At 49.2% G+C, this 11704-nt stretch carries 13 protein-coding genes; 3 read left to right on the top strand and 10 right to left on the bottom strand.

What is annotated here, in order from left to right; all coding sequences use genetic code 11:
• Window positions 1–29: 29 nt before the first annotated feature.
• A complete protein-coding gene (locus tag IPP75_05030; protein QQS69252.1) occupies window positions 30–752 on the top strand; it encodes a PH domain-containing protein in 723 nt (240 codons plus the stop codon).
• Between the two features lie 5 nt (window positions 753–757).
• On the opposite strand, the gene IPP75_05035 is transcribed toward IPP75_05030, so the two are convergent.
• The 10 genes from IPP75_05035 to IPP75_05080 form a co-directional block, all read right to left on the bottom strand.
• Entirely contained in the window at window positions 758–1063 is a 306-nt protein-coding gene (locus IPP75_05035) for a hypothetical protein (protein QQS69253.1), read from the bottom strand.
• A complete protein-coding gene (locus IPP75_05040; GenBank protein ID QQS69254.1) occupies window positions 1060–1659 on the bottom strand; it encodes a hypothetical protein in 600 nt (199 codons plus the stop codon). The genes IPP75_05035 and IPP75_05040 overlap by 4 nt, the downstream gene beginning before the upstream one ends.
• On the bottom strand, window positions 1649–2245 hold the full coding sequence (locus tag IPP75_05045; GenBank protein QQS69255.1) for a hypothetical protein: 597 nt from the start codon (window positions 2243–2245) through the stop codon (window positions 1649–1651). The genes IPP75_05040 and IPP75_05045 overlap by 11 nt, the downstream gene beginning before the upstream one ends.
• Complete coding sequence (gene pilM / locus IPP75_05050; protein ID QQS69256.1) at window positions 2245–3315, bottom strand: type IV pilus assembly protein PilM; 1071 nt, start codon at window positions 3313–3315, stop codon at window positions 2245–2247. Before pilM ends, IPP75_05045 begins: the two co-directional genes overlap by 1 nt.
• Before the next feature lie 48 nt (window positions 3316–3363).
• The gene (locus tag IPP75_05055) at window positions 3364–4782 is read right to left on the bottom strand and encodes a hypothetical protein (GenBank protein QQS69257.1); all 1419 of its coding nucleotides are present in this window, start codon (window positions 4780–4782) and stop codon (window positions 3364–3366) included.
• A gap of 3 nt (window positions 4783–4785) precedes the next feature.
• Window positions 4786–5577 carry a hypothetical protein gene (locus IPP75_05060; GenBank protein ID QQS69258.1) on the bottom strand — a complete coding sequence of 264 codons (792 nt, stop codon included), beginning with the start codon at window positions 5575–5577 and terminating at the stop codon, window positions 4786–4788.
• Window positions 5574–6035, bottom strand: coding sequence for a prepilin-type N-terminal cleavage/methylation domain-containing protein (locus IPP75_05065; GenBank protein ID QQS69259.1), 462 nt, complete (start codon window positions 6033–6035; stop codon window positions 5574–5576). Before IPP75_05065 ends, IPP75_05060 begins: the two co-directional genes overlap by 4 nt.
• A gap of 82 nt (window positions 6036–6117) precedes the next feature.
• Window positions 6118–6606: a prepilin-type N-terminal cleavage/methylation domain-containing protein gene (locus tag IPP75_05070; protein QQS69260.1), complete on the bottom strand. Its 489-nt coding sequence runs from the start codon at window positions 6604–6606 to the stop codon at window positions 6118–6120.
• A 172-nt stretch (window positions 6607–6778) separates the two neighbouring features.
• Window positions 6779–7990 carry a type II secretion system F family protein gene (locus tag IPP75_05075; protein QQS69261.1) on the bottom strand — a complete coding sequence of 404 codons (1212 nt, stop codon included), beginning with the start codon at window positions 7988–7990 and terminating at the stop codon, window positions 6779–6781.
• A 9-nt stretch (window positions 7991–7999) separates the two neighbouring features.
• Window positions 8000–9823 carry a type II/IV secretion system protein gene (locus IPP75_05080; protein QQS69262.1) on the bottom strand — a complete coding sequence of 608 codons (1824 nt, stop codon included), beginning with the start codon at window positions 9821–9823 and terminating at the stop codon, window positions 8000–8002.
• Window positions 9824–9909: 86 nt separating this feature from the next.
• On the opposite strand from IPP75_05080, the gene IPP75_05085 reads away from it, so the two are divergent.
• On the top strand, window positions 9910–10527 hold the full coding sequence (locus tag IPP75_05085) for a transposase (protein QQS69263.1): 618 nt from the start codon (window positions 9910–9912) through the stop codon (window positions 10525–10527).
• Between the two features lie 137 nt (window positions 10528–10664).
• Complete coding sequence (recA, locus tag IPP75_05090; protein QQS69264.1) at window positions 10665–11702, top strand: recombinase RecA; 1038 nt, start codon at window positions 10665–10667, stop codon at window positions 11700–11702.
• The last annotated feature ends 2 nt before the right edge of the window (window positions 11703–11704 follow it).

Here is an 11704-nt window from a genome sequence, read left to right on the forward strand (position 1 = left end):
TCCCAGACTAGTTTGGTATAATACAAGGTATGGCTATAGACTCAAAACTAAATGAACGCCTCCACAAACGTCTTCCTATTGGCGCGGACGAAGAAATCTTGGGTGTGTTTCGGCACCATTGGTTCGTGTATGTCTCGATTTGGCTCATTGGCTTTTTTGCGGTGGTTGCTATTATGGCGGCGGCGGTTGCATTTACGGCACCAGCAGGCAGTTCAGAAACAGTCACGAGTCAATACCGGTCTGTTGTGCTTGCCGGTGCGGGATTTTTCAGTGCCCTGGCGGCAATAGCAACAACCATACCGGCGTGGCTAAAATCACAAGAGCAGTTGGTTGTAACCGATGAAGCAGTACTACAGGTGCTACAACCAAGCTTATTTGGCAGTAAAGTATCGCAGCTGAGTTTACAGCACGTGGCAGACGTGTCAGTACGCAAAGACTTTTTTGGTTCACTACTTGGGTTTGGAGCTGTCACCATAGAAACGCCTGGCGAACAGGCGAACTACACGTTTTCGGCCGTACCTAGCCCCGATGCGGCTGCAAAAGTACTCATAGAAGCACATGAAAACTTTATTGCTGCGCTCGAGAGTGGTCGACTCCCAACGTCTATCCGAAAAGACGGACAACAAGCACACAGTGTTACGGTGGATGCTGCAGAATATCAAAAATTCCTAGACTTCCAACAGTACCAGGCGAGGGCGCAGGAACAAACGGAACTAGCACAGGTTCAGACCGATAAAGAAAATCCAGCGTAGCAATACTATTCTTGGAACGGGTTTTGGCGGGCTTCGTTAAAAATGGCCTGAACGCGCACGCTATTGTCTTGTAGCCCCTGGAGTTTCTGTACTACTTCTTGAGAAATTTTTGGTTTTGGCACATTTTGTGTGGCGGCCGTAATGTCTTCCTGACTTGGTTGAGCACTACTGAGTACATTTATACGCCAAACAAGAAAACCATATAGAGCAGTTAATACAAGGAAGAACAGAATTGCCACGTGTTTTAGGAATGAAGTGAGGAGCCTGTGGACTTGCTTATTTAACCGATCGGTGTCAATAGATGCGCTCATGGCTTTATATACTCGTTTACAATAAGGGTAAATGAAATGTTATTCGGGTTTTTACCGTCTGGGGTGATGCTTATGGAGCTAACTTGGGCAGTGCGGCGATTGTTCTCTAGCTTTTGCAAAAAGGTAATAAACTGCGCGTAGCGTACCGTGTTGTTTGAGTCTTGCGTAATGGTTATGGGCAGAAGATATACGCCGGCGATGCCCTTTACGGGAGTGACTTGTGTTAAAGAGGCCTGGGCCTTTGCTGCCCCAGTACCACCCAAGGTCGACGCAGGGAAGGTAATTGAGGTGAGTTTTGTGATGCCACTGTCATTTGCTATCTTTACTATCTCGCTGACAGTTTGTGCCTGGTTTTTGTCTTGCGGTACCACCGTCTTTGCTATTTTGTTTAGGCCAGCGTATTTTGCGATATCTGCCCTGTTTTTTCGAAGTGATATCTGCAGTTCATCGGCAACCTGACCTTGTGCCTTCAGCTTACTAAGCTCTACTGATTTTGTACTGAGCAGTTTATTTGCAAAGAAAACAGAGGCGAATAGTCCTATGCCAAGTAGGCTAGCCACTCCCGCAAGGATAAGACTGAGTTTCTTATTGTCCACCCGAAGCCCCCTTGCCGTTATTTATGAGCATATAGGAACTGCTGTTCGAAAACAGGGCGCGTAGTACCACAGTGCATGGGTAAGCTGTAGAACCGGAACAGTTAATACTGACTATATCTGCCTTACTAAACACCCCGTTGTCGGGGTCGCTCAAGTTTACCTGCATTTGTGTAGCGGCGCCGTATGTTTTGGCGGCTGCGGTGATATCTATTGCGCCTTGAGCTTGCGATATTGATAGTCCAGTCAAGTTTGTTTCGCTCGGAAGCAGCGTTGTTATCTGGGTGAGCAGCTCAGAGAAAAGAACCTGCTTGGAAAGCACGTCTACCACAAGTTTCAGGTTGTTGGATATATCTTTTACCTCTTGCTGTACGGTGGAAAGGTTTTGAGCTGCAAGCTGCGCGTTTGCGGCCGCGACTTGCTTTTTGTAGTTTTCTGTTGTTTGGTTGAGGTAAATGTAGCCGACTCCAGTAATGACAATAACACCGATGATACTAAAGACAAGCACCGTTATCCAGCGGGTTAAGTGCCTGTTAATACGACCATACCGATAGGCCTGTTTGAGCGGCGGCGGGAGGAGGTTTATCACTAGAACGCCTCCTTTGGTTCAAGTATACTGAGGCCCGCCGCAGAAACGTATGACATACGCTCGGATTGATTAAAGGGCTGCAAGCGGCCGAATTCAATAAAATGCGTAGGGTCAAAAGCGCGAACGGGAATGCGCAGCGTACTGGTAAGATAATCGGCAAGACCGGGCATGTTTGCGCCGCCGCCCATTACAACAACCTGCGCAATACGCTGTTTACTCTTTGAGCGTTCTTCGTAGTAGCGCACGCTCCGCTGGATTTCTTTCACCAGCGTTGACAAATTATTTTCTAGTGCGGCCTCAATTTGCTTTTGCTTTTTGCTGTAGCTTAGGCCGTACTTTGTTTTTATAATGGTTGCTTCGCGGACATTTACTTCTAGTTCTTTCGCAATAAGCTTTGTAATGTCCTCGCCGCCACATGCGACCGTGCCGCTTACGATTGGATTTTTGTCGTAAACGGTAATATCAGCGCTGTCACTCCCGAAGTCCACGAGGACACTCGGCAAATCGCCCTGTTTGTCGTGAGAAAACAGGTATGCCCCTGCTCCGCTTGAGGTTTGAATAATAACTGGTTCAAGCCCAAGCAAACGGGCAACCAAAAGATACGAATCAACGATTCGCCGGGGCATGGCGACGATAAACGTTGTCCACTTGTCCTTACTGGATTGTACGGTCGAATAGTCAATGTACAAACTTTCCGCTGCAGCCGGAATGTATTGTTCTACCTCTGTTTGTACGGCAGCAATCACTTCTTTGTCGCTAAGCTTCGGAAGCTCAACAGACCGGGTAAACGCTCTTGCGATGGGTACGCTCATAGCGACGCGCTTGGTGGTAATGTCGCCAACGAGGCTGTGCTTGAAAAGCTTCTGTATATCTGCAGCAAGTTCCTCTGGCTTGACAATGACGCCCTCCTCGATAAGGCTGGCGTCGAAGTTTATTTCGCCGTACCCAACAACCCGTGGCTTACGTTTCGTCTCCTGCAACTGTATAATTCGCACGTTATTGTGGCCTATGTCCATGCCGAACAGCGGCTTGTCCTCAAACAGATAGGGGATTGGGTGTGTTTTTTTCATGCTGCCCACTCGTTAAACATAAGTATTTCTTTATCCTATAATACCATACTACAACCGTTCATAGGCCGCTTGCCGCCATGCCAAGTCTACTGGAATTTGGTCAACAGGGAAGGTCGGGTCGAGGGCGAGGTCGCGCGGGGTGCTTGGGTTAGACGCGACGTATATGTTTTTGCCGCTTATGCCGCCAAGGGCTGGCGAATTATCAAACTTTGTCTTGTCAATACAGAGGCCGTTCATTGCCATAAAGTATATTTTGGGCGCGTCTGTATCACTGCTACCTGCTTGCCCGAGAAATAATGATCCGCCATATGGGCAAACACCGGCCTTTGAGGCGGGGTCAGCACCGTACGTTATGAAAACGAGCGGGCCACTTGCGCTCGTTGTTTTGACGGCGTCGAAGTTAATGGTTCCCTCTACGAAAACAAATTTTATTGACGCGTCAGGATTTTCAAACGTTGGCGTGCATGCACTTGCGCCACACAGGTTTGCCCGAACATGCACGTGGTCTTTTATGACGTAGGTATTAGAACCGAGAGCAAGATTCCCCGATGTGCCACAGCTGGCGCTAACATTATTGCCACTGTCTGGAAAGTGAGTTTTTTTGGCGTTTCCGGTGCTGGGGATGCTTCGAGGCGAGGCACCGGTTGTCCAGTCGCTGCAGCCACTCGGTGAGTTCTGGTAGGATGCGTCCATGAATTGATTCCAGGGTATATAGGTTGACTGTATAGGAGTGACATTCGTGTTATTCACGAGCACGTCGAAATTCGCATTTGAAGTGTTCCCGGGGGGAGTAATGCAGTTATTGAAGGCAAGCGTCAGTTTTGTTTTGGTCTGGGCTGGGTTACTAAACGACGCTGGTTTCAGTAGTTTACCTGCGCCACTAATGGAGCAGTTGAGTGCGCTTGTATTTTTGCCCGCAACAGTTATATTTTCTGCAATGAGCTCAGTTGTGTTTTTGTTAAGCACAATGTACCCGTTGGCATAAATATCGCGGGCCGTCAGCTTCTTTACGCCGCTAGCAATGTCCACAATGTTACGGCTCACAACTGACGATGCAGTTGTTGTTGAGGAGCGCTGGGCGGTCACACGAATTTTGCGGGTGAATTTTGGGGTCGTTGCTCCCTTTGGGCTATACACTTTGCCGGTCGCGACAATAATTTTCTCCTTTGCGCTGCTGCCTGCGGTGACCGTAGTAGAGTAGGTTGAGCGGTACTGGCTGCCACTAAGGACGGTTACATCACTCGACGTTCCAGCGTAAGCGGTATTCCCGCTGTTTAGGGTGGCTATGGCAGCATCGGCACCAGACTCTGCGGAATATTGGGCCTGTAACAGTAGAATTCTTCCTCTTGCTCTATAGAGGTTAGAGTTGGCTAGTAGCATAAGCCCAAACAAGACACTGGACAAAAACATAGTAATAACCAAGATGGTTACTAGAATTGAGCCATTCTCGCGAAAATTTTTCTGCATGGATTATCCGTTCCTCAGTGCGACGCGCACAATGGTTTGGTTGCTTGTGCCCTGGGCCCCGTTAATGATTGCTTCCCGACCAAGGTTAATCGTAAGTTCAACAACCTCTACGGAGGGGTAGTCGGGGCCGATGTATGCGCCAGTAATAGGGTCGATTATAGATGTCCAGTCAATTACGTTCCCAGACCGCGAAAAATACCGCAAACTCACCGAAGTGACATCGGTTGCAACAATGCGGTCTTTCGGACAAGTAGATGTTGCGGTACTGGCTGGACAGGTCGTACGATAGCGGTTGCCGCTTGCGCCAGGGTTTGCCAAGTTTCGGAGCATTAAGGTTTTTTGCGACCCGTCTAGGTACAGAATGAACTCATCGTAGTACGGCTGTGTACCGTTCATAATTTGAGTTTTCGCTGTCGTGACGCTTGGCCCGTTGTAGTAAAGCACCGGAGCAAACTGTCCAACGGCTGGCAGAACAATATCCCGGGGTACGGCATGAATGGGGGTCCAGTATGAGCCGCTCGGGTCGGCTGGGTCCGAAACGTGGGTGTTGGCGTCTGGTATGCCGTTTTGATTTATGAGGTTCGCTGCGGAGTTTAGGCGGTCGCGTAGTATATCGCCCAGATTTTGTCGCGTGACAAAGGTTTCGCTGTCGTTCTGGAGGCTTGTTGAGGCGCCCCAGTAGTCCAGGGCAAACGAAATTACCATGCCTGAGAATATCAATGTTAATGTCATAACTACTATGAGCTCAATCACTGTCAGGCCGGCTTGTTGGGCATGAAGCGAGCGAAATTTCATAGCTGGCCGACCCCATTCCGGGTAATAAGCATGCGCAGCTCTAGAGGAGGGCTGTTTTTCTCCTGGGGGTAGCCGACGCTTATGTTCAGCACCTTCGAGTCGGGAATCGCACTCAACGAGTCAGATACCGGAAGCGCCGAGGTGTTTGTAACAGTGAGTGCTGGGGTATAGGTAATTTTGCCGCCCTGGTTATTTTCGACTGCGAAACTATTGTTTGGGTAACAGTTTGAGGTGCCGGTTATGGAGTTGAACTCGAGGGCCCGGTCTATCTCTGGGCAGGCGCTCAGTACGGTGTAGATTTCGTTGAGTTGCCGGGCAATCCGGTATGATTTGCGAATGGTTATGTAGGCATCGGTTATGCCTGTCACCAGTACGCCAAATACAACAGCTGCAATTAAAAACTCGACAGCGCTAAAGCCGCGTTCATTGGTACCCACCCCTTTAAATGGTCGCTTCATGCTTATGTTTATTATACGGTTTTATGTACCAAAAAAACAGAGCCGCTATCTGTGCGGCCCTGTCTGGAAACATGAAAGTACTTTAGTTACTCTGCTGCGTGAATGGTGTTGTGCTACCTTCAAGGGTTGCAGAGACAGTGAACGCGTCGCAACCATTATCAACTGGTTCACCACCCGTAAGCGGATTTGCGACAGCATTGTCGCAGGTTACGGTACCGCCTGTTGGACCCTCGGCAACGTAGCTGTAGTTGTCGCTATCAGTCGTACCGCCAATATTTGCCGTTGGACCCTTAGGATCTTTCAGTGCCTCTGGCGGCAAGCCCTTAAGGTACGTTGACACGAACGTTGCAGATTGGAGATCAGCCAAAGTTGGGTAAAAACCGTGCTGTGCAAAGAATGCTTCAACTTGGCTTTGAATAGCCTTGACGTCAGTCTGGCGCTGACTGTTACGACCTTTTTGCTGAATGCCAGTGAACGTTACAATCACAAGCGTCGCCAAGATACCGATGACGACAATCACAATCAAAAGTTCAACGATTGTGAAACCTTTTTTACTTTTCAGTGAAACCATAGGGGCCCACCCTCCTTTTATATGATTTTATAATGCTTGACGGATTTGCCCGTAAGTCTGCGTCTGATTATAACCATAAGCGGAGCGACGTCAAGTCCTCTCTTTGAAATTCGAGAGAGCAGGGCAAGTAGTATATTAGCAAAATGGAGTTTTGCTACAGCGAGTAGCAGGCTTAATTGCTCCCAACATTATTGCTCAGGCTGGCGATTGGCCCCATAACGCTCGCGGCTATAAGACCTACGCCCGCACCCAAAAACAAAATCATAACTGGCTCAATAACCGAGGCAAGGCTATCTATAGCCGTAGATACTTCCTCTTCGTAAAAATCAGCAACTTTTATGAGGACCGTATCGGTTGTGCCTGTTTCCTCGCCGACTGCCAGCATTTGAGACACAATTTTCGGAAAGTGTTTGCTTTCGGCGATTACTTCTGACAGTTGTCGGCCGTTTTTTACCTGTACCGCGGCGGCGGCAAGTTCCTTCTCTATGACTTTATTGCCAATAGCCCCTCCCGTAACAGATAAAGAATCCAGTACGGCGACCCCTGCCGACATTAGTGATGCAAAAGTACGAGAGAAACGCGCAATTGCTACCTTAGTCACAATGGTCTTCACAATGGGCAGTCGCAAGAGTAGGGCATGAAACTGATATTTGCCTTTTGGTGTTTGGATGTAACGGCGCACCGCCCATATAACCAAAAATGTGCCAGGGATGAGTATAAACGCATATTTGCGACTAAAGTGACTGAGGTCTAGCAGCACTTGTGTGTACACGGGGAGTTTTGCATCGGGCCCACCCAGGTCCATCAGGATTTTGGAAATCTTTGGCATGAGCACAAACATAATCCCAAAAAAGGCAACGACAGTTATGCTTAGAATTACCACGGGGTATGTCATGGCACCTTTAATTTTTTTGCGGATACTGGCGTTTTGTTCGACTTGAGTGGCGAGCCGTTTCAGAATATCGTCAAGTATGCCGCCTTCTTCGCCGGCACGAACCATGTTCACATACACTTCGTCAAATACGCCGGGGAACTTAGCAAACGCATCGCCGAGCTGGGTGCCGCCCTCTATGTCTTTGGTGATTTTCCCGAGCACCTCGCGGAAATATGCGCTATTTGCACTTTCTTGGAGCGTCGCGAGGCCTCGTGCAATTGGTACACCTGCCGAAATCATGGTAGAAAGTTGGCGGGTAAAAATAACCATGTCGCTACTTTTGACTTTTTTATTCAGGCCAAAACCACGGCGTGCACTAGCCTCCGAGACGAGCAAAGGGTGAAGTCCTTGGTGAGACAGGGCGGTCATGGCAGCATCACGGTCGGCGGCCTCTATGGTGCCCGATACGCTCGAGTTGTCTTTCCGGAGGGCTTTGTATGTAAAAAGCATATGCTTATACTAAGCTTTCTCGGCCGTAACGCGCAAGATTTCTTCTATGGAAGTCTGCCCGCGCAGCGCCTTAACGAGCCCATCAACTTGCATGGTTAACATGCCGTCACGCAAGGCTTGTTCTTGAAGTTTCTCGCTCGTTGCGTTGCCGACAATCAGCTGCTGTATGTCATCGGTGTTACGCAGCACTTCGTATATGCCCATTCGACCGTGATAGCCGGTGTGATTACAGGTATCGCAACCATCTTCATGTGGTCGCCAGAGCCGCACAATGCCGCTCGTTGAGGTGCCAAGAGCACTTGGGTCGGCGGTATTAGTTTTGCTGAGAGTCGCCGCGCCGAGACCCGCTTCTAGTGCGGTTTGCTCAAGCTCATGTAGGCGTTTCATTGTTTCGCCAGTCTTAAGCTGGAATATCTTGTAGAGCTTGTCGAGGTGAGCGGCATCGGGCTCATAAACCTCGCGGCAATCAATACATAGTCGCCGTACGAGACGCTGTCCAACAACAATTCTGACAGTGCTCGCAATAAGAAATGGCTCAATCTTCATATCCAGTAAACGAGGTAGGCAGGTCGCGGCATTGTTTGTATGTAGGGTGCTAAATACGAGGTGGCCCGTGAGCGCCGCTTGGACGGCGAGGTCTGCTGTTTCGCCGTCGCGAATTTCTCCCACCATAATGATGTTCGGGTCTTGGCGAAGCAGTGCGCGCAAGCCGCTGCTAAACGTCATACCAGCAAGTGGGTTCACCTGCGTCTGATTCGCGCCAAATATACGGTACTCCACGGGGTCTTCCACGGTACTGATATTTACCCCTGGACTATTGAGCATACTAAGCACGCTAAAGAGGCTGGTAGACTTGCCAGAACCGGTTGGGCCCGTGACCAGAACCATACCATGTGGCTGAACGATTGCTTGTTGCACCGCCTCAAGGGCGCCTCCCCAGTAGCCCAAATCTTCGAGCGTTGCCGGCTTACTTGACTCGTCCAGAATTCGCATAACAACTTTTTCGCCGTCTACAATGGGGAGCGTTGAAACACGAAGCGCGTAGACGTGGTTACTCACGACTATTTTGAAGCGTCCGTCTTGTGGTGCGCGATGTTCGTCAATTTTGAGGTTTGCGAGAATTTTTATGCGCGACACGAGTGCGCCAAGGACTTTGCGGGGAAGCTTATTCACTTCGCGTAGTATGCCGTCTACACGGTACCGTACCACAACAAAATTTTCTCGAGGTTCAATGTGAATGTCGCTGGCACTGTTTTTCACCCCGTAGTCTATGATGAGGTTTACGGTCTGAGCAATGGGCGAGTCTTCGGCTACGTCGGCTTTGTCGACTACCTCATCGGCATCATTTTTTTCTTGAATGGCGATAACTTTTTCTATTTCGCTCCCAACATTGCTCGCATCACCGTTGTATAGGTCAAGTGCGCTCTGAATTGTCGTCGTTGTCGCGAGATGTACCCGAACCGGTTTACCGAGTTGCTTTTGGAGAAAGCTTATCGCCGGCACGTCATCGGGATCTTCCATGGCTATGAATACCACGCCGTCTTCGCCGGTCTGGAAGGCAATCGCCCGGTGTTGTCGTGCTACTCGCTCTGGTATCAACTCAACAATTTCTCTGGGAAGGTCACGCGCCACAAATTCTACAAAAGGAACATCTACCTCTGCGGCATACAGCTGAGTAAGTTCTTTTTCACTCAGAGTATTACTACTTACTACCACATCTTGCAGGGGCTTTTTTTCGCTTCTTTCTTGTTTTCGGAGTGCCTCGAGCTGTTCGTCCGTAAACTTACCAGTCGACGCCAGTAGCTTCTCCACCAAACTATCTGATACACGCATTCCCCACAGTATAACAAAAACCATAACCACAAACCACTTTTCAAAGGACAGTCCTTTGAAACGGAAAAATATGGTATTGTATGGTTATGCCAAGAAGAAATGTTATGCGTTTAGACGCTCCCGAAAGTTACTACCATGTGTACGCAAGGGGTAATAGCAAACACCGAATATTCATCGATGAGCAAGATTTCATAACCTTTCTTCAAATACTCGAAAGATACCTCTCTCCCGAAGAGGCAAAAAACGTAAATGGTGTGTCGTACCCAAATTTCTATAATAAAGTCGACTTAATTGCCTACTGTCTCATGCCGAATCATTTTCACCTGTTCTTTTTCCAGCGTCATCAGCACGAGCTTACATCTCTTATGCAGAGTATCATGACGAGCTACAGCCGATATTTCAACAAGAAGTACAAGCGCACTGGACCGTTGTTCGAGTCGCGCTACAGAGCCTCAATGATTACTGACGATGCGTACCTGCAACATATCACCCGGTATATTCACCTAAACCCTCGCCATTGGCGTAGCTACGAGTTCTCGAGCCTGCCGTATTATTTGCAACAAGATACGGTATCGTGGCTGAGGCCTGAACGCGTGTTAGAACTTTTCAAAAGCCCCGCCGCATACGCCGAATTTGTTGCAGATTATGAAGAAAATAAGAAGTTAATCGAAATTTTCAAAAAAGAACTAGCCAACGAATGGTAGATAAAAACCAATTTCAAAGGACTGTCCTTTGAAATTGGGAATGAGTTTGCATTGTGGGGCGTGGGGGCGTATACCAGTGTCTACAATATTATTTGATTCAGGTTGCCGGCGAGGTGACCGTAGACGGGAGGACGAAAATGGCAAAAGCAGCAAGCGATAAGGTAGACAACACCAAAGAAGCAAAGCAAGAGGGTGAGGGTCGGGCGAAAGCCCTTGGCTTAGCGCTAGAAACCATCGAAAAGCAATTCGGTAAGGGCTCCATAATGAAGCTTGGCGAAAATCAGGGTGTTGAGGTTGAATGCACGCCGACAGGCAGCCTTAGTCTCGACCTTGCATTGGGCGGAGGCATCCCGAAGGGGCGCATTATAGAAATTTACGGGCCGGAATCAAGCGGTAAGACCACCCTGACGCTCCATGCTATAGCGGAGGTGCAAAAACGTGGCGGCACGGCTGCGTTTATAGACGCCGAGCATGCGCTTGACCCGTCCTACGCGAAGCGTATTGGGGTGGATGTTGAAAACCTGTTGCTCAGCCAACCGGACAACGGTGAGCAAGCACTTGAAATTACAGAGACACTGGTACGCAGTAACGCCGTTGACCTCATAGTGGTCGACTCGGTGGCCGCACTGGTACCGCGCGCCGAGATAGAGGGCGACATGGGCGATAGTCACATGGGCTTGCAGGCGCGTCTCATGAGCCAGGCGCTTCGCAAACTGACTGGCGTTATTAGCCGCAGTAAAACCACCGTCATTTTCATCAACCAAATTCGCATGAAGATTGGAGTGATGTTTGGCAACCCAGAGACAACTACGGGTGGAAACGCACTTAAATTTTACGCATCGGTACGTATGGACATTCGACGCATTTCGCAAATAAAAGCCGGTGATAGCGTTATCGGCAATCGTGCCCGCGTGAAAGTGGTGAAAAACAAGATTGCACCGCCCTTCCGCGAAGCCGAGTTTGACATTATGTACAACCAAGGTATTTCGGTAGCAGGTGACATTCTTGACCTAGCGGTTACTCACAACATTGTTGAAAAGGCTGGTGCCTGGTTCGCCTACGGCGGCGAAAAAATCGGCCAGGGCCGCGAAGCCGCCAAAACCTACCTGCAAGAAAACCCCAAAGTCCAAACCGAAATAGCCGCCAAAGTCCGCGAAGCCGCTACAAAGGAATAGGC

The organism is Candidatus Saccharibacteria bacterium, assembly GCA_016700375.1.
Taxonomy (GTDB): domain Bacteria; phylum Patescibacteriota; class Saccharimonadia; order Saccharimonadales; family UBA4665; genus JAGXIT01.

Bases quoted from the DNA above. Each gene is read 5' to 3' on its own strand.
- IPP75_05030 (QQS69252.1), top strand. From the start codon at position 30: ATGGCTATAGACTCAAAACTAAATGAACGCCTCCACAAACGTCTTCCT.
- IPP75_05035 (QQS69253.1), bottom strand. From the start codon at position 1,063: ATGAGCGCATCTATTGACACCGATCGGTTAAATAAGCAAGTCCACAGG.
- pilM (QQS69256.1), bottom strand. From the start codon at position 3,315: ATGAAAAAAACACACCCAATCCCCTATCTGTTTGAGGACAAGCCGCTG.
- IPP75_05055 (QQS69257.1), bottom strand. From the start codon at position 4,782: ATGCAGAAAAATTTTCGCGAGAATGGCTCAATTCTAGTAACCATCTTG.
- IPP75_05060 (QQS69258.1), bottom strand. From the start codon at position 5,577: ATGAAATTTCGCTCGCTTCATGCCCAACAAGCCGGCCTGACAGTGATT.
- IPP75_05065 (QQS69259.1), bottom strand. From the start codon at position 6,035: ATGAAGCGACCATTTAAAGGGGTGGGTACCAATGAACGCGGCTTTAGC.
- IPP75_05070 (QQS69260.1), bottom strand. From the start codon at position 6,606: ATGGTTTCACTGAAAAGTAAAAAAGGTTTCACAATCGTTGAACTTTTG.
- IPP75_05075 (QQS69261.1), bottom strand. From the start codon at position 7,990: ATGCTTTTTACATACAAAGCCCTCCGGAAAGACAACTCGAGCGTATCG.
- IPP75_05080 (QQS69262.1), bottom strand. From the start codon at position 9,823: ATGCGTGTATCAGATAGTTTGGTGGAGAAGCTACTGGCGTCGACTGGT.
- IPP75_05085 (QQS69263.1), top strand. From the start codon at position 9,910: ATGCCAAGAAGAAATGTTATGCGTTTAGACGCTCCCGAAAGTTACTAC.
- recA (QQS69264.1), top strand. From the start codon at position 10,665: ATGGCAAAAGCAGCAAGCGATAAGGTAGACAACACCAAAGAAGCAAAG.